Annotated in this window: 16 protein-coding genes; 9 read left to right on the top strand and 7 right to left on the bottom strand. The window is 74.3% G+C overall.

Annotated features, from left to right (window positions below):
* Window positions 1-214: 214 nt before the first annotated feature.
* The gene (locus tag ACIGAN_RS07870; RefSeq protein WP_399855929.1) at window positions 215-895 is read right to left on the bottom strand and encodes a response regulator; all 681 of its coding nucleotides are present in this window, start codon (window positions 893-895) and stop codon (window positions 215-217) included.
* A gap of 2 nt (window positions 896-897) precedes the next feature.
* Window positions 898-1,851 carry a HAMP domain-containing sensor histidine kinase gene (locus tag ACIGAN_RS07865; RefSeq protein ID WP_399856247.1) on the bottom strand — a complete coding sequence of 318 codons (954 nt, stop codon included), beginning with the start codon at window positions 1,849-1,851 and terminating at the stop codon, window positions 898-900.
* A gap of 629 nt (window positions 1,852-2,480) precedes the next feature.
* Between ACIGAN_RS07865 and ACIGAN_RS07860 the strand changes: the two genes are divergently transcribed.
* Both ACIGAN_RS07860 and ACIGAN_RS07855 read left to right on the top strand, forming a co-directional pair.
* Window positions 2,481-2,792: a TraR/DksA family transcriptional regulator gene (locus ACIGAN_RS07860; protein ID WP_365090336.1), complete on the top strand. Its 312-nt coding sequence runs from the start codon at window positions 2,481-2,483 to the stop codon at window positions 2,790-2,792.
* 53 nt (window positions 2,793-2,845) lie between these two features.
* Window positions 2,846-3,217, top strand: a complete 372-nt coding sequence (locus tag ACIGAN_RS07855; protein ID WP_399855927.1) for a TraR/DksA family transcriptional regulator — start codon at window positions 2,846-2,848, stop codon at window positions 3,215-3,217.
* Between the two features lie 48 nt (window positions 3,218-3,265).
* Here ACIGAN_RS07855 and ACIGAN_RS07850 read toward each other — a convergent pair whose 3' ends face one another.
* The gene (locus ACIGAN_RS07850) at window positions 3,266-4,072 is read right to left on the bottom strand and encodes a restriction endonuclease (RefSeq protein ID WP_399855925.1); all 807 of its coding nucleotides are present in this window, start codon (window positions 4,070-4,072) and stop codon (window positions 3,266-3,268) included.
* 233 nt (window positions 4,073-4,305) lie between these two features.
* Between ACIGAN_RS07850 and ACIGAN_RS07845 the strand changes: the two genes are divergently transcribed.
* The 5 genes from ACIGAN_RS07845 to ACIGAN_RS07825 all read left to right on the top strand — a co-directional run bounded on the left by ACIGAN_RS07845 (window position 4,306) and on the right by ACIGAN_RS07825 (window position 19,124).
* The gene (locus ACIGAN_RS07845) at window positions 4,306-5,565 is read left to right on the top strand and encodes an MFS transporter (protein ID WP_399855923.1); all 1,260 of its coding nucleotides are present in this window, start codon (window positions 4,306-4,308) and stop codon (window positions 5,563-5,565) included.
* Complete coding sequence (locus tag ACIGAN_RS07840) at window positions 5,562-8,933, top strand: type I polyketide synthase (RefSeq protein ID WP_399855920.1); 3,372 nt, start codon at window positions 5,562-5,564, stop codon at window positions 8,931-8,933. Before ACIGAN_RS07845 ends, ACIGAN_RS07840 begins: the two co-directional genes overlap by 4 nt.
* The gene (locus ACIGAN_RS07835; protein ID WP_399855918.1) at window positions 8,930-16,597 is read left to right on the top strand and encodes a MupA/Atu3671 family FMN-dependent luciferase-like monooxygenase; all 7,668 of its coding nucleotides are present in this window, start codon (window positions 8,930-8,932) and stop codon (window positions 16,595-16,597) included. The genes ACIGAN_RS07840 and ACIGAN_RS07835 overlap by 4 nt, the downstream gene beginning before the upstream one ends.
* A gap of 152 nt (window positions 16,598-16,749) precedes the next feature.
* Window positions 16,750-17,955 (top strand): glycoside hydrolase family 64 protein, encoded by a 1,206-nt coding sequence (locus tag ACIGAN_RS07830; RefSeq protein ID WP_399855916.1) that lies wholly within the window; start codon window positions 16,750-16,752, stop codon window positions 17,953-17,955.
* Between the two features lie 203 nt (window positions 17,956-18,158).
* Window positions 18,159-19,124 carry a YihY/virulence factor BrkB family protein gene (locus ACIGAN_RS07825; protein ID WP_365740605.1) on the top strand — a complete coding sequence of 322 codons (966 nt, stop codon included), beginning with the start codon at window positions 18,159-18,161 and terminating at the stop codon, window positions 19,122-19,124.
* A gap of 40 nt (window positions 19,125-19,164) precedes the next feature.
* Here the strand turns inward: ACIGAN_RS07825 and ACIGAN_RS07820 are convergent, their stop codons facing one another.
* A complete protein-coding gene (locus tag ACIGAN_RS07820; protein WP_399855914.1) occupies window positions 19,165-19,590 on the bottom strand; it encodes a DUF6003 family protein in 426 nt (141 codons plus the stop codon).
* 68 nt (window positions 19,591-19,658) lie between these two features.
* A complete protein-coding gene (locus tag ACIGAN_RS07815) occupies window positions 19,659-20,306 on the bottom strand; it encodes a LysE family translocator (RefSeq protein WP_399855912.1) in 648 nt (215 codons plus the stop codon).
* 153 nt (window positions 20,307-20,459) lie between these two features.
* Between ACIGAN_RS07815 and ACIGAN_RS07810 the strand changes: the two genes are divergently transcribed.
* Window positions 20,460-21,260, top strand: coding sequence for an SDR family NAD(P)-dependent oxidoreductase (locus ACIGAN_RS07810; RefSeq protein WP_399855910.1), 801 nt, complete (start codon window positions 20,460-20,462; stop codon window positions 21,258-21,260).
* A 98-nt stretch (window positions 21,261-21,358) separates the two neighbouring features.
* The gene (locus ACIGAN_RS07805) at window positions 21,359-21,973 is read left to right on the top strand and encodes a dihydrofolate reductase family protein (protein ID WP_365090309.1); all 615 of its coding nucleotides are present in this window, start codon (window positions 21,359-21,361) and stop codon (window positions 21,971-21,973) included.
* Between the two features lie 48 nt (window positions 21,974-22,021).
* Here the strand turns inward: ACIGAN_RS07805 and ACIGAN_RS07800 are convergent, their stop codons facing one another.
* Both ACIGAN_RS07800 and ACIGAN_RS07795 read right to left on the bottom strand, forming a co-directional pair.
* Window positions 22,022-22,732 (bottom strand): GAF and ANTAR domain-containing protein, encoded by a 711-nt coding sequence (locus tag ACIGAN_RS07800; RefSeq protein ID WP_399855907.1) that lies wholly within the window; start codon window positions 22,730-22,732, stop codon window positions 22,022-22,024.
* A gap of 228 nt (window positions 22,733-22,960) precedes the next feature.
* A complete protein-coding gene (locus ACIGAN_RS07795) occupies window positions 22,961-24,361 on the bottom strand; it encodes a hypothetical protein (protein WP_399855904.1) in 1,401 nt (466 codons plus the stop codon).
* Between the last annotated feature and the right edge of the window lie 85 nt (window positions 24,362-24,446).

Raw genomic sequence — 24,446 nt, 5'->3', positions numbered from 1 at the left:
CCGGTCGTGGAGCCGGTCGTGGAGCCGGTCGTGGGACCGGTCGTGGGACCGGTCGTGGGGACGGCCATTGGGACCGCCGTTGGGACGGTCGTCGTATCGGACGGGTGGCCGGACGGGGCCACGGCGGTGAGCGCGGTCGGCAGGGTCAGGGCGACGGCCGCCAGGAGCGCGACGAGGAGGGCCCGGAAACGCCGCCGGGCGATGTCCGCCACCCTCAGGGTTCGATCAGCCCGGCGCGGATGGCGTAGCGGGTGAGCTCCAGGCGGTCGCGCAGGCCGAGCTTCTGGAGCAGGTTGGCGCGGTGCCGCTGCACCGTCTTGACGCTGATGAACAGCAGGTCGGCGATCTCCTTGGACGAGTGCCCCTCGGCCACCAGCTTCAGGACCTCCTCCTCCCGCGGGGTGAGCACCTGGTCGGGGGTCTCCTCGCCGTGGCGGGCCCGGTCGAGGTAGTTGCGGATCAGCGCCGTGACCGCGCCCGGGTACAGGAACGGCTCGTCCCGGACGGCGGCCCGGCACGCGGCGACCAGGTCCCGGTCGGCTACGGACTTCAGCACATAGCCGCAGGCTCCCGCCTTGAGGGCCTGGAAGAAGTACTGCTCGTTGTCGTGCATGGTCAGCATCAGGATCCGCAGGCCCGGCTTGCGGGCGGTCAGCTCACGGGCGGCCTGCAAGCCGGTCAGGCGCGGCATGGCGATGTCGAGCACGGCCAGGTCGACCTCGTGCGTCCGGGCCAGCTCGACGGCCTCGGCGCCGTCCCCGGCCTCGGCGACCACGGTCAGGTCCGGTTCCTGCTGGAGGATGAGCCGCACCCCGCGCCGGACCAGGGCGTGGTCGTCGGCGAGCAGGATGCGGATCGTGCCGGTCCGCGTCTCGTGCGTGATCGTGTCGGGCATGGTCACAGCTGCTTCCTGGGGACGGGGGCGGTGAGCCGGACGCTGGTGCCGGCGCGCGGTGCCGGGGTGATGTCGAGGCGGCCGCCGATCAGCAGGGCCCGCTCGCGCATCCCGCGCATGCCGGCTCCCTCGCGGGGGGCCTCGATGCCACGGCCGTCGTCGGTGACGGTCAGCACGACGCGGTCGGCGGCGTGGTGCAGGGCGACGGTGACGCGTTCGGCGTCCGCGTGCCGGGCGGCGTTGGTCAGCGACTCCTGCGCGACGCGGTACAGCACCAGTTCCGTCTCCGGCGTCAGGGCGGGCAGGTCGGTGTCGAAGCGGCGGGTGACCTGCATCCGGGTGTGCGTGGCGAAGTCCTCGGCGAGCGAGGTGATCGCGCTGACCAGGCCCAGGTCGTCCAGCACCCCGGGGCGCAGCCGGCGCACCAGGCGGCGCACCTCGTCCAGGGACTGCCGGGTGATCTCCTGCACCTCGTGCAGTTCCTCGCGCAGCCGCGGGGGCGCCTCGTCCGCGCTGTGCTTCAGGCCCAGCAGGATCGCGGTCATGCTCTGCCCGACCTCGTCGTGCAGTTCCTGCGCGATGCGGCGGCGTTCGGCCTCCTGCGCCAGCAGGGCCCGGGCACTGCTGGTAGCCCGCTCCTGCTCCAGCCGTTCCAGCATCGCGTTGAAGGTGCGGATCACCTCGGGGACCTCGCCGCCGCCGGACACGGGCAGGCGCTGGCCCGGGCGGAGCAGATCGACCGTGGTCATCAGCCTCCTCAGCCGCACCAGGGGGGCCAGGCCGAGCCGCAGCAGGGCCGCGTTGGCGACCAGCATCACGGCGAGTCCGCCGACCAGGATGACGGCCTCGGTCAGCAGGATCGGCACGGACACCGTCACCGGAGCCCACAGCAGCAGCGCCGTGGCCGCGCCGAGCACGAGGGCGTTGAGGGCGAAGATCCGCCAGAACAGCGACACCGGACCCACGACTCCTCTTCTGACGTGCTCGGACCGCCGCCCCCGAGGGGCGACGGCGCGCCGGGCCCCCGTCGGCCTGCCCGCCCACGGCGACGGCCCCGGCACCGCCGCCCGGGCCGGACCGCGGCGCGGATCGGCCCGCCGCGGTGCGGGCCCTCGCCGCGGCGCGGATCGGACGCCGCGGCCGGACGTCGCCGTAGCGACAGGCCACACGCGGCCGTACGGCCCGCACGCGCCGTACGGCCCGCACGCGGCCGTGCGGCTCGTACGGGTGGTCGTCCGCCCTGTTCGGTGGTCGTCCGGCCCGGTGCCGGCGGTGCCGGCGGTGCCGCCGGTCCGCGTCGGTGCGGCCCGTGCGTGGTGGAACGGGATGCCTCGGCGCGAAGTCCCCGGTCGACCGGGTGGCTTCTCCGCCCAGCCTCCCCCGTGACCGGCTCGGAGTCGATGGGGGTCAGCCCCCATTTCCCGGGGGTGTGCCCTGCCCACGCGGGACCGTGTGGGCAGTCCGACCCGGCGGGAATGGGGCCTGCGCCCGATGGGACTTCGCGTCGGGCCGGGCCAGGCTGGAGCCATCCGACCACGCAGCCCCCCAGCCGTACTGCCGCCGGGCAGCCGAGAAGAGGACGATCATGACCCTGGAGGTCCCCCGGGCCGAGCCCGACCCGCACGAAGCCCGTCAGCGCCTGGAGCACGCCCGCACGTCCCGGCTGGCGCAGCTGAGGGCTCTCGACGAGAGCGGTCCGGCTCCCGACGACTACCTGCTGTCCGAGCAGAGGACCGCGATGCGGCGGGTCCTCAAGGAGATCGACGAGGCCTTCCGGCGCGTCGAGCAGGGGACCTACGGCACCTGCCTGAGCTGCCGCAAGCCCATTCCGGCGGAGCGGCTGGAGATCCTCCCGTACACCCGCCACTGCGTGGCCTGCCAGCGTCGCGCGGTCTGACCGCCCTCCCGTCCCGATCGCCCACGCCCTGCTCAGGAAGAAGGGGTGACGTCGTGAACCAGCGGACCGCCGCCACGAGCGCGCCGCACCTGTCGGCCGAGGACCTTGCCGTCCTGCGCGAGAACCTGCGCGAGCAGCGCCTGTTCCGCCGGGAGCAACTGCGCCGGCTCGCCGCACCGGTCGCCTCCCGCACGGGGGACCGGCGGGGGCAGCGGGCCTCCGCGCAGTGGGAGGTCAGCGTCAAGCTGGCCGCCTCCGCCCGTATGGTCCTCGCCGACGTCGAAGCGGCCCTCGCCCGCATGGACGCCGGGGTGTACGGCACCTGCGGCCGCTGCCGGCGCCCGCTCGACCGGGAGCGCCTGATGATCGTGCCGCAGGCCCGCTACTGCGCCCGCTGCCAGCGCGCCGGCCCCGGCACACGCTGAGGGGCCGGGCGCGCCGCCCCGGTGAACGCCGGGGCGGCCGGCGGCGGTTCACGATCCCGCGCCGGCCAGGTCCCGCCCCGCCGTCCGGCCGCCGGGCGCGCTGTCCCAGGGGCGGGGACCGGTGCCGTCCGTCCAGGCCCGCAGGGCCTCCCCGTCCACGCACACGATGCCGCACTGCTCGGCGTACTCCACCGCGGGCGCGGTGAAGTCGCTCGTGGTGACCAGCGCGGCGACATCGGCGTCGTGGACGGTGAAGCAGGTACCGCCGAAGCGCTGCAGGTCCTGGGAGCCGACGCGGTGGGAGACGTCGTAGTACTTGCACTGGATGACGATCCGCCGCCCGTCGGGGGTGAGGGCCACGACGTCGGCGCCCAGGTCGCCGGCGCCGCCCACGACCTCGACGCCGGTACAGCCGTCGCGCTCGCAGAGGGCGGCGACGGCCTCCTCGAACTCCTCGGGTGTCAGGCCGTCGTAGCCGGAGGTCGCCTCGTACTCCACGGGCGCCGGGGCGACTTGGCCGGTGACGGCGTCGAGAACCGGTTGCCCAGGGGGCGGTTGGAGGGCGTCGAGCTCGTCGGCCGCCTCCCGTGCGGCCTGGTCAAGGGCTGCCGCCGCCCGGCGCGCCGCTCTCGCCACGTGCACCCGGCGCCTGAGTCCCATGCATCCCGCGACGGCCAGCACGGCCAGGACGAACATCCAGGCGGGCCGCCGCTCGACGGCGTCCGCGACCATGCGTGCGGTGAGGCCGAGGACGCACAGGACCACCGCGAGGAACACGAAGAACAGCGCGGTCGAGCGGAGGTCGAAGCGGCGCCGGCGGTTCACCGGCGGTATCGGACGCGTGGGCGCGGTCACGGTGGGCCCCCTCGGGGATCGATGGAAGATCGTTTTCACCGTCTTCCCAAGATCGGGATCTCAGATCCCCGCGGAGCGCTTCGAAATAGCCAAAAGGCGACCGGAAGTTGTATGGACCATCGTGGTTCCTTGAACGCGCCTGATCGATTCTGCTTGGGTGGCGGACCAAAGGGGGCGGTCCGGTCCGCGGACCCGTGATGGCCACGCCCTTCATGCAGACCAGGGGAAGGCGCATGAAGTACTTCCGTCTGCTCGTCCTGGGCAACGGCATCTCGGCGTACGGCAGTTACCTGAACATGGTGGCGCTGAACGTCTTCGTCTACGACGCCACCGGCAGCGCGCTCGCCGCGGGCCTCTTCATGGCCGTGCGCCTGGCGACCAGTGTCGTCTCGGGCTGGATCAGCGGGCGGCTCGTCTCGGTCCACGACCGCAAGCGCCTGATGGTCGGCGCCGATCTGTGCCAGGCCGTGGCCCTGCTGAGCCTGCTGCTCGCCCCGGACGGCGTGCGCCCCGGACTGCTCTACGCCCTGGCCGTGGTGACGGGCGGCTGCTCGACGCTCTCCCAGGTCGCCCTGCGCAGCAGCATCCCCGAGATCGTCGGGGCGGAGCACCGGGTGCGGGCCAACGGGCTGCTGGTCACGGGGCGTTCACTCGCCATGATCGCCGGCTTCGCCTCCTCGGGCGTGGTGGTCGCACAGCTCGGCTACTCCGCCGCGTTCGCCCTGGACGCGGCCACCTTCCTGGTCTCGGCGACCGTGCTGTTCCTGCTCCCCGTGCGCACCCGGGCGGCCGAGGACGCGCCAAGCGGCTCCGCACCCTCCGCCGGCCCCCGGCGCTGGACGGTGCGGATGCTGCTGGCCACGGCCCCGCTGCTGATGGCGATGGTCGCGATCCGGGCCGTGGACGGGCTGGGCTCCTCGTCCCACAACGTGGCCCTGCCCCTGTACTCCAGCAGCCTCGACCCCGACCATCCGGCCACCTTCATCAGCCAGTTCTGGGCCACCTGGGCGCTCGGCAACATCGTCGCCCAGCAGGTGATCGGACGCGTCACCAAGAAGACCGGGCGGACCCCGGGGGAGCGGGCCTTCGCGCTCGGCGCCTGTGTGATGTCGGCCGGGTTCATCGTCGTCTTCAGCGGTCTGCCGACCGTGCCCGCCGTCATCGCCGCGCTCGTCGCCGGAGCCGCCGACGGATTCACCGAGACCGTCTACGTCTCGCGGCTGCAGAACACCCCCGACGAGCAGCGCGGCAGGCTCTTCGGGCTCTCCGCCTCGGCCGAGAACACCGGCTTCGGCCTGGGCATGCTGGTCAGCGGCGCCCTCCTGGAGCGCTTCTCGCCGCTGCAGGTGGTGGCCGCCTTCCACGGCCTCGCCATCGCCCTGTGCGCGGCGCTGCTCGTGCTGCTGATCCTGCGCGGCGGACGAACGCCCGCTCCACCGGACCAACCGGCCGGACCCGGCCGGTCCGCGGTGACGGAAGGACACGGCCGATGAGCACGTACCCGCCCGACCCGCGCATGGCCGTCATCGGCATGGCCTTCCGGCTGCCCGGCGCCGACACACCCGAGGACCTCTGGCGGATCGTGCGCGACGGCACCGACCGCATCACCCGCTTCACCGACGAGGAACTGGCCGCCGCGGGCGTCCCGGCCGAGGAGTACGGGGCCGAGGACTTCGTCGGGGCCTCCGGGATCCTCGACGACCTCGCCGGCTTCGACGCCCGCCACTTCGCGATGAGCCCGCACGAGGCCCGGATCACCGACCCCCAGCACCGCCTGTTCCTGGAATGCGCCCAGCACGCCCTGGAGGACGCGGGCCACCCCGCCGAGCGGAACGGCACCCGGATCGGCGTCTGGGCCAGCACCGGCTACCACCTGTACACCCTGCAGAGCTACCTGCTGAACAACGTCCTGCCCAGCCGGCCCCCGACCGACTGGCTCACCGGCATGCAGACGATCATCGGCAACTACGCCGACTTCACCGCCACCCGTGTCGCCTACCGCCTCGGCCTGACCGGACCCGCCGTCAACATCCAGACGGGCTGCTCCAGTTCCCTGGTCGGCGTGCAGGCGGCCGCCCAGGCACTGCTCATGGACGACTGCGACATCGCCCTCGTCGGTGCCGCCGCCGTCCATGTGCCGCAGATCCTGGGCTACCGCCACGTCAAGGGCTCGATCCTGTCCCGGTCGGGCCGGCTGAGGGCCTTCGACGCGGACGCCGACGGCACCGTGGGCGGCACGGGCGTGCTGGCGGTCGTCCTGAAACCGCTGAGCAGGGCCGTCGCCGACGGCGACACCGTGCACGGCGTCGTCCTCGGCTGGGGCGTCGCCAACGACGGCGCCGGCAAGACGGCGTACGCCGCGCCCAGCGCCGCGGGGCAGCGCGCCGCCGTCCGGCAGGCCCTGCGGCGGGCCGGCGTCGGCGCGGACACCATCGGCTACCTGGAGACCCACGGCACCGGCACCCTCAAGGGCGACCCGATCGAGTTCGACGGCGCGGCCGGCGCCTACCGCGAGGACACCGACCGCACCGGCTACTGCGCCCTCGGCTCGGTCAAGGCCAACATCGGCCACCTGGACGCCGCTTCCGGACTCGCCGGACTGGTCAAGGCCCTGCTGGTGCTGCGCCACGGCGTGATCCCGCCGATGGCGAACTTCACCCGGCCCAACCCCCTGCTCGACCTGGACGGCAGCCCGTTCTACATCCCCCGCACCGCCCGGCCCTGGCCGGCCGGTGACGTACCGCGCCGGGCCGGCCTCACCTCACTCGGTGTCGGCGGCACCAACGTCCACCTCATCCTCGAACAGGCCCCCGAACCGGCGCCCAGGACCGCCGCGGCCCCGCCTCCCGACGTGCTGCTCGTCTCGGGCAGCAGCCCGCAGGCCCTCGCCGCCAACGCCCGCGCCTTCCGCGACCGGTTACGCCGGCCCCCCGCACCACACCCGGCGGACCTCGTCACCACCGCCGCCGTCGGGCGCGTCCACGGCCGCCACCGGCTCGCCGCCCGCGGCGCCACCCCCCAAGCCCTCGCCGACGCGCTCGACGCCTGGCTCGCCGGCACCGCCCGGGCGCCCGTCACCTCGGGCACGGCACCGGCGGAGGGCCCCCTGCGGGTGGCGTTCCAGTTCACCGGCCAGGGCAGTCAGTACCCCGGCATGGCCGCCGCCCTCCACGCGCGCTTCCCCGCCGCACGCGAGGTCCTCGACACCTGCGAGCGCCACCACCGCGACCTCACCGGCGACCCGCTGCTCCCCGCGCTGACCACCGAGCACCCCCCGGACACGCCGGGGGAGGACCCCGTCGCGGACACGGACCTCGCACAGCCCGCGCTGTACGCCCTGCAGTGCGCCCTGGTCCGGCTGTGGCACGACACGGGTGTCGCGCCGTCCGCCGTGACCGGGCACAGCGTCGGCGAGTACGCCGCGCTGTACGCGGCCGGAGCCCTGTCGCTGGAGGACGGACTGCGCCTCACCACCGCGCGCGGCCGGCTGATGCGGCAGCGGTGCGCGCCGGGCGCGATGGTGGCCGCACCGCTCGACCGGGCCGCCGCCCGCGCGCTGGCCGCCGAGATCCCCGGACTGGAAGCGGCCGTCAGCAACGGCGACCGCGCCCAGGTGCTCGCCGGGCCCGTCGCGGCCGTCGACCGGGCCTGCGCCCTGCTGGACGAGCGCGGCACACCGGGGCGGCGGCTGCCGGTGACCCGCGCCTTCCACACCGCCCTGATGGAACCGATGCTGGAGGAGTTCCGGAAGGTCCTCGACGAGGTGGAGTTCCGCCCGGTGCGGATCCCGCTCGTCAGCGCGCTGGACGGGGCGACCCGCCCGTCCGGGTGGGTCCCCGGCCCGGACCACCTGCTGCGGCACACCCGCCGACCCGTGCGCTACGACGAGGCGTTGCGCGGCCTGGGCGCTCAACGGCCCGGACTCCTGCTGGAGATCGGGCCGCACACCACCCTCAGCGGCCTGGCCCGCCGTGCGCTGCCCGGCGTACCGGCGGTGCCGTCCCTGCGGCGCGGCACCGCCCTGGAGACGCTCTGGGGCGCGGCCGCGGCCCTGCACTGCGCCGGGGCGGACCTCGCCTGGGAGACGCTCCTGGCCGGCAGCGGGGGCAGGCGCGTCCCGCTGCCCGGCTACCGCTTCCAGCACCAGGACCACTGGACCGGGCCGCGGCCGGCGGCCCTCGGCACGGGAACAACGGCGAGAACAGCGAGTACGGCGAGAGCAGTGAGAAGGGGAACCGACGTGGTTCAGCAAGAGGCAGTGGTCGCGCGCGTACTGCACAGCATCGTCGAGGCGACCGCCCGGCACCTCGGCGGGGATCCGTCGGCGATCGACGAGGACGCGAACTTCTTCGACCTGGGCGCCGACTCGCTCCAGATGATCAGCGTGCTGCGGGAACTGGAGCAGCAGCACCGGGTCAAGGTGACCATGCGGCAACTGCTGGAGGAGACCGGGACACCGCGGCGGCTCGCGGAGTTCATCGCCGCGCGCACGCCGGACGCGGGGGCCGGGCCACCGCGGGCAGGGGCGACGGAGCGGTATGCGCCGCCGCCCCGGGCCGCCGCCTCCTCCGACGCGGTGGACCCTGGCTCCTCCGGCGTGGTGGAACCCGGCTCCTCCGACGCGGTGGACCCTGCGTTCTCCGGCGCGGTGGGCCCTGTGTCCTCCGGCGCGGTGGGCCCTGTCTCTCCCGCGTACGCCACCCGGGAGGAACTGGAGGACCTGGCGCGGAAGATCCAGCAACTGTCCCAGATACAGCTGCAGATGATGTCGCAGCTCTCCCAGCTCCTCGCGCTCCAGACCGCAGCGGCGACGGCCCAGCTCAACGGAGTCAACGGCCACAACGGCACGGTGGCGACATGACCGGCGGGCTGAACGGCGTGTCCGCCGCCGTGGACCGGGACCTGGCGGCGATGGCCGAACTCTCCCGGCGCATCAGCGAGCAGATGGGCGCGGCCGCCGCCCCGGAATCGTCCCGCGCCCCGGAAGCGCCCGCCACAAAAGTACCCCCCGCCCCGGAGGCGCTCGCCCCGGAACCACCCCGCGCCCCGGAAACGCCCGCCTCCGAAACACCCGCCGCGGAAGCCCCCCGGGTCCACGGCCCCCGCGTGTCGGTCACCAGGACCTCGGGCATGGTGCGGGACCTCTCGCCCCACTCCCAGCAGCAGCACCTCGCCGATCTGATCCGCCGCTACACCGCGAAGACGCCCACCTCCAAGCGGATCGCCCAGCGCCACCGTCGCGTCCTGGCCGACAGCCGTGCCGTCGTCGGCTTCCGCAGCGCCACGAAGGAGATGCTCTACCCGATCGCCGGCCGCCGGGCGAGCGGTGCGCGGCTGGAGGACGTCGACGGCAACGAGTACGTCGACATCACGATGGGCTTCGGGGTCCTCCTCTTCGGTCACGAGCCGCACTTCGTCACCGAGGCCGTCCGCGAGCACCTCTCCCGCGGCATCCAGCTCGGCCCGCGCAACGCCGAGACCGGCGAGGCGGCGGAACTCCTCGCCGAACTCACCGGACTGGAGCGCGTGGCCTTCGCCAACTCCGGCACCGAGGCGAACTCGGCCGCCATCCGCCTGGCCCGGGCCGCCACCGGCCGCGACAAGATCGTCACCTTCCTCGGCGCCTACCACGGCCACGCCGACAACGTCCTGGGCCGAGCCTCGGGCGGCGGCACCGGTCAGCTCACCGTCCCCGTCTCCCGGGGCATCCCGCGCAGCGCCGTCTCCGACCTGCTGGTCCTGGACTACGGCAGCGACACCGCCCTGGAGACGATCGCCCGGCACGCCGGTGACATCGCCGCGGTCGTCGTGGAGCCGGTGCAGAGCCGGCACCCGTCGCTGCAGCCGGTCGAGTTCGTCCGCGCGTTGCGCGAGCTGACCCGCCGCCACGGCATCGTCCTGCTCTTCGACGAGATGCTGACCGGCTTCCGCCCCGCCCCGCGCGGCGCGCAGGAGCTGTACGGCGTCACACCCGACCTGGCGACCTACGGCAAGCTCCTCGGCGGCGGCTTCCCCATCGGCGCGATCGCGGGCCGTGCCGACATCATGGACGGCGTCGACGGCGGCTACTGGTCCTACGGCGACGACAGCTACCCGCCCGCCGACACGACCTTCTTCGGCGGCACGTACATCCAGCACCCGGTGTCGATGGTCGCGGCCCGTGCCGTCCTGGCCCACCTCAAGGAGCACAGCCCCCGCTTGCAGGAGCGGCTGAACGCGCGCACCGCCGAACTGGCCGCGACGCTCAACGCTTTCTTCGAGACGGAGGAGTACCCGCTGCGGATGAGCCACTTCGGCTCCCAGTTCCGCTTCGAGCACCGTGCCGACATGGAGTTGCTCTACCACCACCTGATGCTGCGCGGCGTGCACGTCTGGGAGTGGCGCAACTTCTTCCTGTCCACCGCCCATTCGGACGGCGACATCGAGTTCGTGGCGGACGCCGTACGCGAGTCGCTGCGCGAGCTGCGGTCGGCCGGGTTCTTCCCGGGCGGCGCGGCCACCCCCAGCCCGGCCCCGGCCCCGGCCACCGGCCCGACCGGGACCTCGGCCCCCGCCCCGGCCGCACCCGCCCCCGTGGCCTCCATGGCCTGGAACGCCGCCGCCGTGAAGACGGCCCCGGCCCCGGCCCCGGACCTGGACCCGGCCCCGGCGGCCCTGGACGCGGCCCGGGCGACGGCCCCGGTCCCAGCTCCGGCGACGGGCGAACCCCCCGCCCGCACCCCCGACTTCAGCGTCTACTTCTTCGGCGACTACCCGCAGGACACCCCGGCGCCCCGCCACGGCCAGTACGAACTCCTCATGGAGATCGCCCGGTTCGCCGACCGGCACGGCTTCCACGCGCTGTGGATGCCCGAGCGCCACTTCCACTCCTTCGGCGGTCTCTTCCCCAACCCGGCGGTGCTCGCCGCCGCGCTGTCCCGGGAGACCGGGCGGATCCGCCTCAACGCCGGTTCCGTCGTCCTGCCGCTGCACGATCCGATCCGGGTCGCCGAGGAGTGGTCGATGGTCGACAACCTCTCCGGCGGACGCGTCGGCATCGGCGTGGCCGGCGGCTGGAGCGCCAACGACTTCGTCTTCTACCCCGAGCGGTTCGGCCGGCACAAGGAGCTGATGTACGAACAGCTCGCCGAGGTGCGGAAGTTCTGGCGCGGAGAGCCCCTGCGGCGGGCCGGCGGTGACGGCGAGACCGAGGTGAGGCTCTTTCCGCGACCCGTGCAGGACGCCCCGCCCCTGTACACCGCCGTCGTCGGCAACCCCGCCTCCTTCGAACTCGCCGCCCGCCACGACCTGGGCATCGTCACCAACCTGATGACCCAGACCGTGGAGCAGCTCGGCGACAACATCGCCCGCTACCGGCGCACCCGGGCCCGGCACGGCCTGGACCCGGACGCCGGGCGGGTGGCCGTCCTGCTGCACACCTACCTCGCCGGGGACCACGACACCGCGCGCACGGAGGCGTACGAGCCGCTGTCCCGTTACATGCGGGCCTCCCTGTCCGTGTTCAGCGGCGTCACCAACAGCCTCGGGCACCACATCGACCTGGCCGCCCTGAGCGAGGACGACCTGGAGGCGGTCTTCCACCGGGCCTACGGCCGTTACTGCGACCAGCGCGCTCTGATCGGCACGGCGGACAGCGTCCGCCCGGTGGTGGACGCGGTCACGGCCGCCGGTGCCGACGAGATCGTCGCCCTCGTGGACTTCGGGGTCGACGCGGACCGGCTGCGCGAGGGGCTCCCGCGCCTGGACGCGCTCCGCCGCCACTACGACCGTCGGCAGCACGGTCGTCGGGACCACGCTTCCAAGGACCCCGCCGGCCCGCCGCCCCCGGCCCCCGCACCGGCTCGCCCCCCGGCCCCCGCACCGGCTTCCGCACTAGCTCGCCCCCCGGCCTCCGCGCCGGCCCCCGCACCGGCCGGTCCCGCGGCACCCGCGGACGCTCCTCTGACACCGGGTCAGGAACGCATCTGGTTCCTGGAACGGCTGCTGCCCGGGCGCACCGCCTACAACGAGGTCAAGGCGATCCGCCTCGCCGGTCCCCTCGACGTGCCCGCCCTGCGCGCGGCCCTGCGTGCCCTCGTCGCCCGCCACGAGAGCCTGCGCACGGTCTTCGAGGACAGGGCGGGGGAGCCCCGGCAGGTCGTACGGGCCGCGGGGGACCCCGACTTCGAGGTCGTGGACGCCACGCACGCGCCCGAGGACACCCTGCGGGACGTCCTGTCGGCCGAGAGCGGCCGCCGCTTCGACCTGGCGAACGGCCCGCTGTTCGTCACCCGGCTGGTCAGGACGGCCGAGGCGGAGCACGTCCTCGTCCTGTCCCTGCACCACATCGTGATCGACGCCGCCTCGGCCACCGTCCTGGCCCGCGACCTGTCCGTCCTCTACCGGGCCGAACGCGACGGGACGCCTCCCGATCTGCCGGCCCTCACCTGGAGTTACGCCGACCACGCGAGGGAACTGGCCGCGTCCGAGCACAGCCCGGACACCGAACAGGACCTCGCCTACTGGCGCCGGACCCTCGGCGGTGAGCTGCCCGTCCTCGCGCTGCCCACCGACCGGCCGCGCCCCGCCACCATGACCTCCCACGGCCGGGCCGTCTTCCACACCCTCGACCCCGAACTCTCGCAGCGGCTCAGAGAGTTGAGCCGGGCTCGGCGCAGCACCCTCTTCATGACCCTGCTCGCCGGGTACGCGGCGATGCTGCACCGGGTCACCGGACAGACGGACCTCGTCGTGGGCACCCCGTTCTCGGACCGGCCCGAGCGGGCCGGGCAGGTGCTGGGGTTCTTCGTCAACACCCTCGCGCTGCGCCTGGACGTGTCCGGCGACCCGGCGTTCGCCACCCTGCTCGACCGGGTGCGCAGCGTCGCTCTCGACGCGTACGACCACGCCCGCGTGCCCTTCGAGAGGGTGGTGCGCGAACTCGCCCCGGACCGTGCCGTCGACCGGACTCCGGTGTTCCAGGCGTTCGCCGAGTTCCAGCGCGCCGAACCGTTCCGCTTCGACCTGCCCGGCATCGAGGCCACCCCGCTGGACGCCGGACCCGACAAGTCCCTGACGGACCTCACCGTCTACTTCACCGACCGGCCGGACGGCATCCGCTGCCATCTGGAGTACAACACCGACCTGTTCGACCGGCACACCGTCGACCGGTTCTTCGCGACGTTCCGGGACCTCCTCGCGGCAGCGGCCGACACGCCCGAGGCGCCACTGTCACGGCTCGCCCCGGACCCGGAGGCACCACTGTCGCGGCTCGCCCCGCACCCCGAGGTGCCACTGTCGCGGCCCGCCCCGGACCCCGAGGCGACCGCGGCCGAGGGCGACCCCGTACCGCCGTCCTGGCGGCACGGCCCGGTCCGCCCGCTCGCGGACGGCACCGTCCACGAGCTGGTCGCCCGGCGGGCCGCCGCACGGCCGGACGCCATCGCCGTCGTCGACGGCGACCGCCGGCTGACCTACCGGGCACTGGACGAGCGGGCCGGGCGGCTGGCCGCCGCCCTGCGCGAACGGCACGACCCGGGCGAGGAAGCGGCGGTGGCGCTGTGGCTGCCGCGCTCCGTGGACCTCGTGGTCGCCATGCTCGCCGTGCTCAAGGCGGGCCGCGCCTACGTGCCGCTCGACCCGTCCCTCGGGCGGGCCCGGGCCGAGCAGGTCATCGCCGAGTGCGGAGCCCGGGTCGTAGTGTCCGCGCCGGCGGCGGCCGCCGCGCTGACGCTGCCCGGGGAGGTGACCGTGCTGCCGCCCGACGCCGCTCCCCGCCGGACGCCGGCCGGCGCTCCGCCCGCCACCGGCCCGGACTCCGCCTGCTGCGTGCTCTACACCTCCGGCAGCACCGGCACCCCCAAGGGCGTCGTGGTGCCGCACCGCGGTGTCGCCGACCTGTGCGCCTGGCAGCACCGCCGGTTCGCGCTCACCCCGGGCGACCGCAGCGCCGCCGTGTGCAGCCAGAGCTTCGACGCCTCCCTGCTGGAGATCTGGCCGGCGCTGACCGGCGGCGCGTCGGTGACGATCGCCGGGGACGACCTGCGCAGGGACCCCCTCGCCCTGGCCCGCTGGTACGCGGAGCAGGGTGTCACCTTCTCCATCCTCCCCACAGCCCTCGGCGAACAGGTCCTGCGCCTGCCCCCGGCCGACCAGCCGCCGCTGCGTCAGCTGCTGCTCGGCGGTGACGTCCTGCGCACCCGTCCGCGGCCCGAGGCGCCGTACGAGACGGTGAACGTGTACGGGCCGACCGAGACCACGGTGCTGTGCACCGCGCAGACGGTCGCCCCGCGGGGCCCGGAGCCCGATCCGCCCATCCCGATCGGTCGCCCCGTCGACAACGTGACGCTGAGCGTCCTCGACGCCGCCGGCCGGCCGGTGCCGGTGGGAACCGTGGGGGAGTTGCACGTCGGCGGCCCCGGTGTGGCCCTCGGCTATCTGCACCGCCCCGAGCTGACGGCAGGGCGCTTCACCCCGGACCCGGACGGCGCCCCCGGTGCCCGCAGGTACCGCACCGGTGACCTGGTCCGCTGGACCGCGGAAGGGACGCTGGAGTTCCGGGGCCGGGCCGACGACCAGGTGAAGATCCGGGGCTTCCGGGTCGAGCCGGAGGAGGTCTCCCGCGTCCTCAACTCCCTGGACTCCGTGGCCGAGGCGGCCGTGCTGGCCCGCCGCGACGGCCACGGTGAGGCCTGTCTCGCGGCCTACGCGGTGCCCGCCGGTCCGGTCGGCGCGGCGGCCGGCGACCGGCAGGCGTGCGCCGACCTGCTGGCCGGCGAACTGGCGGCCCGCCTGCCGGAGTACCTGGTGCCGCGCGCCTGGCGGATCCTGCCCGCCCTGCCGGTGACCGGCAACGGCAAACTGGACCGCGCCGCCCTGCCGGCACCCGACCTCGTCTCGACGGCCCCGGCCCCGGACCCGGCCACGGCGCCCGCTCCCGTCACCGCCGGTGAGCCGCCGGCCGGTGACCCGGCGGAGGTCGAACGGCGCCTGCGGTCGCTCTGGGCGGCCGAGTTCGGTGTCGACGCCGGCACCCTCACGGCGGACGCGTCCTTCTTCGACCTGGGCGGCCACTCGATCACCGCGATGCGGCTGGTCAACCGGGTGCGGGAGGAGTTCGGCACCGAGTACCCGATGCTGAGCTTCTACCAGGAACCCACCCTGCGGGCCATGACGGCCCGTCTGGCCACGGCGGCCGCGGCCGCGCCGGATGCGCCCGACGAGCCCGGCGGCCACCTCCCCGGCACGGTCGAGCGCCGCGCACCCGCCACGCTCCAGCAGGCGCGCTTCGCCACGGTGCACGCCGACCACCGGCTGCCGCAGGTCTTCAACGTCGCCCTGCGGATCACCCTCACCGGCACCCTGGACGTAGCGGCCCTGCGCACCGCCCTGACCCGGCTCGTCGAGCGGCACGAGGGACTGCGCACCCGCCTGGCCCCGGTGGCGGACGGCTGGGAACAGCAGGTCCTGCGGCCGGGCCCCGTGGACCTGCCGCTGGAGGACCTCACCGCACGGCCCGCGACCGAACGCCGGGCCGCCGTGGACCGGGCGAGCGCGCAGGCCACCGAGACCCCCGTCGACCCCACCCGCGGAACGCCGCTGCGCCTGCGCCTCCTGCGCACCGGCGAGGACACCTGGGTGCTGCTCCTGGTCCTGCACCACTCCGCCTGCGACGGCTGGTCCGTCAGCCTCCTGCTGAGGGAACTCGCCGCCCTCTACGGCTCCGCCCGGCAGGGCGGGAACGACCCGCTGCCGGAGGTGGAGTGCCAGCCCGTGGCGTACGCCCACTGGCAGCGGGAGCGGGCCGACGAGGCGGCCGAGGAGCGCAAGGTGGGGTTCTGGCTGCGCGCACTCGACGGAGTGCCGTTCACCGTCGGGCTGCCCCTGGACCGCCCCAGGCCCGCCACCCCGAGCGGCCGGGGCGCAGCGGTGCCCTTCACCGTGCCGGCCGAGGTGCGGTCCGCCGTCGAGCGGCTGGCGCGGGAGCGGGGCACGACACCGTTCGTGGTCACGGCGGCGGCCCTGGGCCGGCTGCTCGCCCGCACGTCCGGTCAGGCCGACGTCGTGTTCAACGTCTCCTACGCCAACCGCGAGCGCCGCGCGTTCGAGTCCCTGCTGGCCTGCACGATCACCGGGTTCGCGCTGCCCGTGCGGGACGGGGCCGCCGGTCCGTTCACCGCCCTGACGGACCGGCTGGCCCGCACGGCGGTGGAGTGCATGGACCACGCCCTGCCGGTGCGCCGGATCGCCCCCGCCCTCAGGGAGCGCACCGGTGTCGAGGTGCCCGACCGGCTCGACGTCGGCTTCGCGTACCAGAACTCCTTGGACGCCGAGGTCGAACTGCCCGGCCTGACCACGGCCGTGGAGGACCTCGCCCCCGCCGCCGCCCGCACGGAGCTGACCTTCGGCCTCGTGCCGGCGGGCGACGAGTTGCGGGGCTTCGTGGAGTACTCGTCGGACCTGTGGGACCGCGCCACGATCGAGGGCTGGATCCGCGACTACGTCCGTCTCCTGCGCGAGGAGACCGCCGCGGCGCCGGGGGACTGACCCGGCCGCGTCATCACCCCGGAGGTGCGCCGGCCCCGGCGCACCTCCACCGGGGCATGGTTGAGTCATTGACAGGTCCGGACCAAAAGCGCAACTCTGAGAGCGCTCTCACACACTCCTGGAACGCCCCACTCGTCGAATGGAGGCAGAGCGTGCTTCGGACACTCGGACACCGGGCCAGAGCCATGGGCCTCGCCCTGGCCGCGACCCTCACCGGCTCGCTGCTCGCGGCCGGAACAGGCACACCGGCCCACGCCGCGGTCCCCGCGACCATCCCCTTCAAGATCACCAACAACTCGGCCCGCGGCGAGCAGGTGTACATCTACAACCTCGGCACGGACCTGGCGACCGGACGCCAGGGCTGGGCCGACGCCAACGGCACCTTCCACCCCTGGCCCGCGGGCGGAAACCCCCCGACGCCCGCCCCCGACGCCTCGATCCCCGGCCCGGCCGCGGGCCAGTCGACTACCATCCGCCTGCCCAAGTTCTCCGGCCGGGTGTACTTCTCCTACGGCCAGAAACTGGTCTTCAAGCTCACCACCGGCGGACTCGTCCAGCCCGCCGTGCAGAACCCGACCGACCCCAACCGCAACATCCTGTTCAACTGGTCGGAGTACACGCTCAACGACTCCGGACTGTGGATCAACAGCACCCAGGTCGACATGTTCTCCGTGCCGTACGCGGTCGGGGTGCAGCGCTCCGACGGCACCACCGCGACCACCGGCCGGCTCAAGCCCGGTGGCTACAACGGCTTCTTCAACGCCCTGAGGGCACAGCCCGGAGGCTGGGCCAACCTGATCCAGACCCGCTCCGACGGCACCGTCCTGCGCGCCCTGTCGCCGCTGTACGGCGTGGAGACCGGCGCGCTGCCCGCCGGCGTCATGGACGACTACATCAACCGGGTCTGGCAGAAGTACGCCACCTCCACGCTGACGGTCACCCCGTTCGCCGACCAGCCGGGCACCAAGTACTACGGCCGGGTCTCCGGCGGCGTCATGCACTTCACCAACAGCTCCGGCGCCGTCGTCACCAGCTTCCAGAAGCCCGACGCCTCCTCCGTCTTCGGCTGCCACCGGCTGCTCGACGCGCCCAACGACCAGGTGCGCGGCCCGATCTCCCGGACCCTGTGCGCCGGCTTCAACCGCTCCACGCTGCTGACCAACCCCAACCAGCCGGACACCGGCTCCGACGGCTTCTACCGGGACGGCGTCACCAACCACTACGCCCGCGCGGTCCACGCCCAGATGGCCGACGGCAAGGCGTACGCGTTCGCCTTCGACGACGTGGGACACCACGAGTCCCTCGTCCACGACGGCAACCCCCGCCAGGCCTACCTCACCCTCGACCCGCTCAACTGACCCCCCGTATCCCCCACGTGCCCCCGTCGCAGGCGCGGCCCGCCGTCCGCCGCGCGCCGCGGCGGGGGCGTCGAGGGCGTAGGGGACCCGCGGGGGCAACCGGGGGACCGGCCCGCCAAGTCGTCGGAACTCCGAGGTCGCACGGGAAGGCTCACGGGGCAACCGCACTGGGAGCAGCCGTACGACAAGGGAGTGTCCACGCCATGGGAACTGCCGTCCACGTCCCCCAGACCCGGGACATGATCGGGGAGGAGCTCTCCGGAGACGAGGCGTTCACCGCGCTGCGCCACTACGGGGGACTGCGGCTGCTGATCGACTCTTTCGCCCGGTTCCGTTACGCCGACGGGTTCACCAACGCCCGGGCCCTCGCCTTCCAGGTGGTCCTCGGGCTGGTGCCCTGCACCGTGGCGCTCGTCGGACTCGCCACCTCCGCGCACACCGAGGGCGTGGGGCGGGTCGTCGAGCTCACCCTCGGCCGGATCGTGCCGGGCGCCAGCGCGGAGATCGTCCAGGACGCCTTCGACGGGACGCGGCGCACCGCGCACGGCGACGTCTGGGGCACTGTGGCCCTCTGCCTCGGCCTGGGCTTCGCCCTGCTGAACCTGGCCTCGGCGATGGGCCAGATCGAACGCGGCGCCAACCGCATCTACGGCATCGAGCGCGACCGCCCCTTCCCGCGCAAGTACGGGCGGGCCATCCTGCTCGCGCTCGCCGCCGGTCTGCCCCTCGGGCTCGGCTTCGTCGTGCTCGTCGCCGGTGAGGCCGTGGGCGACGCGGTGGCGGACACCGCCGGCTGGGAGGACAGCGGCCTGCCCTGGTGGGGCGTGCTCGACATCCCCGTGGGACTCGCGCTCGCCTGGATCGCCTCCGCCGTGATCTTCCGCTGGTCGCCCCGCCGCGTCCAGCCCGGCTACACCTGGCTGGCCTTCGGCTCGGCCGTGCACCTGCTGCTGTGGGTGGCGGCCACCTGGCTGCTCGCGTTCTACGTCGAGGAGAGCGGGGCCTTCGGCGCCGTGTACGGGCCGCTCACCGCGTTCATCGCCCTGCTGCTGTGGGCCAATCTCACCGCCGTCGCCCTCTTCCTGGGCATCGCCTTCGCCGCCCAGCTGGAAGCGGCCCGCGCCGGCATCACCTCAGCCGTCCGGCCGGATCCCGGCCCGGGCAGGTGAGGGGACGACGGACGAGGGCCGCTCGCGGGGGACCGGGCCCTCAGCGGCCCGCCGCCGCGGTCACCGTCGCGGGATCCACACCGGTCAGCTCGACGACGCGGTGCGGGGGCACCCCGGCGGCCAGCGCCCGCCCGATCAGACCGTCCCGGCCGTCGGCGCAGTCACGGTAGGCCAGCAGCTCCTCCTCGATCCCGGCGAGCGACTCCGGCGCCATCGCGTGACGCACCCGGTTCAGCTCCTCGTCGCTCAGCGGCACCGGCAGCCGCTCCGCCTCCTCGGGCACGGCCGCCGTCTCCTCCGGGGGCAGCAGGCGCAGCTGTGGGGAGGTCGGCGCGCTGCCGTGGGCGTCCAGCCAGGCACGCACCGCGGGCGTCTCCATGCACGCGAGGTCACCGACGGCGGCGGGGGCCACCCCGAGCGGCACGGACGGGTCGTCCAGCAGGAACAGGTAGGCGTCGTCGGTCATCCTCGGCTCCTTTCAACGGGATGTGATCGACGTCCCTTTACCCCGCGGCGCCCGGATTACCGCGAGGTTCACACGGCCGCGACCGAGACGCCGATGGCGATGAACAGCCAGCCGGTGCCCAGCTCCCACCGGTGCCGGATCCGCGGCCTGGCCAGCACCGCACGCAGCCGCGCGGCGACTCCCACGAGCGCGAACCAGTACCCGACGCCGATCACGATGTCCAGGACGCCCAGCAGGAAGACCTGGCGCGCCACGGACCCGGCGCCGTCGACGAACTGGGGGAGCACGCTCAGGAAGAACAGCGCTGCCTTGGGATTGAGCACGTTGGTGAGGAACCCCTGCGTGAAGGCCTCCCGTAAGCGCCCCCGCCCGCCCGACGCGGCGGCGGACGCCGGCTCCGCCGGGCCGGGTGCGCGCCCGCTCTCCCGGGCGGCCCGGCGGGCCGCCAGCACCGCCCGTACACCGAGGAACACCAGGTAGGCCGCGCCCAGCAGCCGGATCCCGTCGAACACCAGCGGCGAGCGCGTGGCGACCACCGCCAGCCCGGCCGCGGCGGCCAGCATGTGCACGCACAGCCCGGTCTGCGCGCCCAGGGCCGCGGCCCTGCCCCGCGCGGGGTCCTGTGCCGCCGATCTGACGACGACGAGGAAATCGGGCCCGGGCACCACATAGGCGACCAGCACCACACCGAGGAAACCGACCAGGTCGACCGTCATCCGTAGCCCTCCGTTCGCCGCCCGTGAGGTGACGGCCCGGTCGGGTACCCCGGTTTCGCCCGGGCAGCAGGGGCGTGCCGTCACCGGACGGCGGGTCCGGCCCGGCCCGCGCCCCCGCAACCGGCCGCGCCCGCGGGCTTGTACGGTCGGCGCATGACGGACACCAGGCGTTTCGAGGGGTACGGGGTACTGGTCACCGGTGGGGCCCGCGGCATCGGCGCGGCCATCGCGCGGCGGCTGGCACGGGAGGGAGCGCGGGTCCTGGTGGCGGACCGGGACCCGGCGGAGGCGACGCGAACCGCGCGGGCACTGCGCGAGGCGGGACTGCACGCCGAGGCGACCGGCTGCGACGTGGCCGACCGGGCGGCGGTCGAGGCCGCCGTCACGCACGCCGTGGACGCCTTCGGCTCGCTCGACGTGCTGGTCAACTGCGCCGCCCACTGCTCGCCGGACGCGCCCCTCTTCGAGGACGAGCCGGACGAGGCGTGGGCCCGCGACCTGGACGTCACCCTGACCGGCGCCTACCGCTGCTGCCGCGCCGCCCTGCCGCACCTGGCCGCCTCCGGCCGCGGCGCGATCGTCTCCATCGGCTCGGTCAACGGCCTGCAGGACTTCGGCAACCACGCCTACAGCGCGGCCAAGGCGGGCCTGGGCTCCCTCACCCGCACCCTCGCGGGCCACGCCGCCGGGCGTGGTGTCCGCGTCAACCTGGTCGCCCCCGGCACGGTGCGCACCAGCGCCTGGGAGGGCCGCGACGAGGACCTGGAGGCGGTGCGCGGGCTGTACCCGCTGGGGCGGGTCGGCGAGCCGGAGGACATCGCGGCGGCGGTCGCCTTCCTCGCCTCGTCCGACGCGTCCTGGATCACCGGCACCACCCTGGTCGTCGACGGCGGCCTCACCGCCGTCAGCACGGGCTTCCACCAGGCGCTCCGGCCGGGCGACGAGTCCGGGTGATGAGTCCGGGCGCCGCGTCCGGGCGATGAGCCGCGGCCGGGAGCACGGACTGTGCGTCCCGGCGATGAGTCCGGGCCGCGGATCGGGTCTGCCCTGACATGACACGCATCGTCGCCGACATCTCGGTCTCTCTCGACGGATTCGTCACCGGCCCCGACCCGGGCCCCGACAACGGCCTGGGCACGGGTGGCGAGGCCCTGCACACCTGGGCGTTCTCCGACGACCCCGACGACCGGCGGGTGCTGGCCGAGGCCACGGCCCGCTCCGGCGCCGTCGTCCTCGGGCGCCGGCTCTTCGACGTGGTGGACGGACCGCACGGCTGGGACGACACCACCGGGTACGGGGCGGGCGAGGTGGGCCGGCCCGCGTTCGTCGTCGTGACGAGCGCGCCGCCCGCGTCCGTGCGCCTCGCCGAGCTGGACTGGACGTTCGTGACCACCGGTGTGGCCGACGCCGTCGCCGCCGCGCGCGGGCGGGCCGAGGAGGCGTCCGAGCGCGGCGGCAGGGACCTCGACGTCGTCCTCATGGGCGGCGCCGCCACGATCGCCACGGCCCTGCGGTCCGGGCTGGTCGACACGCTGTCCCTGCACCTGGCCCCGGTCGTGCTGGGCGCCGGAACGCCCCTGTTCACCGGCGGGACGCCGCGCGCCCTGGCGCAACGGGACGTGATCCCGACGACCACGGCGACGCACCTGACCTACGACGTCCTGTGACGGGGGAGCGCCCGCCACTCGAGGGCCCGGGCCGGAGCCCGGCGCCCCCTACGGCTGCCCGTGCAGGTCGCGCAGGATGTCCGTGGTGATGTCCGCCAGCGGCTTGCCGGTGCGGAAGGCCTCGGCGCGCATCAGGGCCAGCGCGTCCTCCTGGCTGATCCCCTGCCGGGCGACCAGGGCGCCGACGGCGCGTGCCGTGTCGAACCAGTGGGCGCGGATGACGTCCTGCGGTTCCCAGGCCGGTGCCCGCGACCCGGTGAGCAGCATCTCGCGGGTCGTCATGAGCGCGGCCGTCACGGCGTCGGCCACGCGGGAGGCCTGCTCCAGCGCCTCCTCGTCGAGCGCGTGGGGCCGCAGCGCCAGCAGGTCGACCGTGCCGAGGACGTAGTCGCCGAAGAAGAGGGGCAGGGCGTACACGGACACGACCCGGGGCAGCCGCTCGCGCAGGGTCGCCCCGAACAGCGGCCACGGCGTGACGTCGTGGCGCAGGTCGTGCACCGCCACGGGCTCACCGGTGCGCGCGGCGGTGATGCAGGGTCCTTCCAGCAGGGTGAACTGGATGTCCTCCAGCGCCAGCGCGGCGTCGTCCGACGCGGCGAGCAATTGCCGGGAGGGGGTGTCGGTGAGCAGCGCGAGGGTGGCCCCGTCCATGCCCAGCCCTTCGCACACGGCCTCGCACACCCGTCGCGGCACCTCTTCGGCGGGCGCGTGCGCCGCGGCTTCGATGACCATCCGTGCCGCCTTGTCCGCAGCGGTCATCCGGCCTCCCGGTGCGCCGGGAACCGCTCGTGTTCGTGAAGGACCATGCGAGCGAAGTACCCCGGCCGGCCGGGGCGATGCCGCCGGGCCCCGGCTCGCGTGCCGGGACGGCCGCCGATGGGCCACCCTCGGGTAGCACCAGACCTTGACGCGGCGCCCCCCGAACGGGTCCGGCCGGGTGTCCCGGCCCGGATTCCGGCCGGGGGCGGCAAGGCGGTCCCGGACCGTTCAGGGAGCGATGCCCACTGACGGCAAGCGGCTCCACGCCTTCTCCTGACGGGCCGTCAGGGCGGGCCAGTGCAGCCCGCCGGGCCGGGGGTTCACCCGCGTGGCATACGGCTCGGGCGTGAAGGGCGGCTCGTAGAAGCAGCCGGTGCCGTAGGCGGCGTCGAAGCGGGGGCAGGACGCCGCGATCGAGGCCGAGGTCGGCTTCTTCCCGCTGCGGACCCAGGTGTCCAGCGCCGCGAGGGAGGTGGCGTACTCGGCGCTGCTCAGCCCGCTGTGCTCGTGCTCGCCGGTGAAGGTCTGCACGAGGTACCGGTCGCGGTGGGCGCCGCGCAGGGTGGCCCGGTAGGCGGCCTCGTGCTCGACGAAGGCCGTCGGGTCATCGATGGCGTGCAGGGTCAGCACCGGGATCGACACCCTGCCGGTGAGGTCGCTGTCCCAGGAGAGGTCGCGCACCGCGGTGGGGTCCGCCGAGAAGCGCTCGACACCGGCGTTGAGCGCGGCGTCGTCGTGGGAGCCGGAGTAGACGACTCCCTGGTTGGAGAAGGGGTTCCGTCCGCGGAGCCGGTCGTGCACGATGTCGCGGAACGTGAACGTGGCGAACCGCAGGTGGGATTCGAGGGTCCGCTCGGGGATCTCGGTGACGGCGAGGATGTCGTCGAGGTTGCGCTGCTGCGGCGCGGTGCGCTCCTCGGGCGGCGAGGCGAAGCCGGTGCACTCCTGGAGCCGGGCGCGCAGCCCGCTCGTCGTCATCGTCGAACCCGCGCGCAGCCCCTGCCACAGCGGGTACTGCTCCTCGGACGGACGCGGGTGGTTCCGGCAGTAGTACTGGTAGACCGCGCGCAGGTCCACCCGGTAGTCGTAGCCGCGCGAACCACCGCCCAGAACACCATTGGTGAGCAGGGCGCCGTCGTAGGGGCCGTGCTTCTTCGCGCCGTGGACCTCGATGGTCTTCGCGGCGACGTTGCCGCCCCAGGACTGGCCGTGCAGGTAGGTCCGCTCCGGTTCGCGGAACTCCCGGACGAAGAGCCTGCGCAGCTCCTCGGTGTCGGCCGCTGCCATCCTGGTCCCGTAGCCGCCGCGGCGGTAGGAGGAACCGGCCCAGGCGTATCCCTGCTCGACCATGACCGACCAGCGTTCGAGGTCGCCGACGCTGCGCTCGGGGTCGGATTCCGCGCCCAGGTCCGGCCCGCCGTGCGCGTGCATCACCAGGGAGCCGTTCCACTGCTCGGGAACGGCGATCGCGTAGTAGGCGCCGTCCGTGCTCCGCCCGGTGTAACAGGTGGCGATGTCCGACAAGGCGGCCGGACACGGCGCGGGGGCCGGCTCTCCGGCAGCGGTGGCGGGCGTGGACAGTGCGGGAACGGCAAGGACCGCGGCAACGATCGCACCGAGTCGTCTCATGTGGGCTCTCCTGTCCCTCCGGGCGCGATCCTCGCGCGGAGGGCTCGCATGCTAGGGCGCACCCCGGGGACAACTGAACGGCACG

The organism is Streptomyces sp. NPDC085931 (genome assembly GCF_044540565.1).
Lineage (GTDB): Bacteria > Actinomycetota > Actinomycetes > Streptomycetales > Streptomycetaceae > Streptomyces.
The sequence above is the reverse complement of the archived record's forward strand: the minus strand, read 5'-3'. Positions and strand labels throughout refer to the sequence as shown.

Excerpts from the sequence above, each read along its gene's own strand:
- ACIGAN_RS07870 (WP_399855929.1), bottom strand. The coding sequence starts at position 895 with ATGCCCGACACGATCACGCACGAGACGCGGACCGGCACGATCCGCATC.
- ACIGAN_RS07815 (WP_399855912.1), bottom strand. The coding sequence starts at position 20,306 with ATGACGGTCGACCTGGTCGGTTTCCTCGGTGTGGTGCTGGTCGCCTAT.
- ACIGAN_RS07810 (WP_399855910.1), top strand. The coding sequence starts at position 20,460 with ATGACGGACACCAGGCGTTTCGAGGGGTACGGGGTACTGGTCACCGGT.
- ACIGAN_RS07840 (WP_399855920.1), top strand. The coding sequence starts at position 5,562 with ATGAGCACGTACCCGCCCGACCCGCGCATGGCCGTCATCGGCATGGCC.
- ACIGAN_RS07825 (WP_365740605.1), top strand. The coding sequence starts at position 18,159 with ATGGGAACTGCCGTCCACGTCCCCCAGACCCGGGACATGATCGGGGAG.
- ACIGAN_RS07800 (WP_399855907.1), bottom strand. The coding sequence starts at position 22,732 with ATGACCGCTGCGGACAAGGCGGCACGGATGGTCATCGAAGCCGCGGCG.
- ACIGAN_RS07860 (WP_365090336.1), top strand. The coding sequence starts at position 2,481 with ATGACCCTGGAGGTCCCCCGGGCCGAGCCCGACCCGCACGAAGCCCGT.
- ACIGAN_RS07820 (WP_399855914.1), bottom strand. The coding sequence starts at position 19,590 with ATGACCGACGACGCCTACCTGTTCCTGCTGGACGACCCGTCCGTGCCG.
- ACIGAN_RS07845 (WP_399855923.1), top strand. The coding sequence starts at position 4,306 with ATGAAGTACTTCCGTCTGCTCGTCCTGGGCAACGGCATCTCGGCGTAC.
- ACIGAN_RS07795 (WP_399855904.1), bottom strand. The coding sequence starts at position 24,361 with ATGAGACGACTCGGTGCGATCGTTGCCGCGGTCCTTGCCGTTCCCGCA.
- ACIGAN_RS07835 (WP_399855918.1), top strand. The coding sequence starts at position 8,930 with ATGACCGGCGGGCTGAACGGCGTGTCCGCCGCCGTGGACCGGGACCTG.
- ACIGAN_RS07805 (WP_365090309.1), top strand. The coding sequence starts at position 21,359 with ATGACACGCATCGTCGCCGACATCTCGGTCTCTCTCGACGGATTCGTC.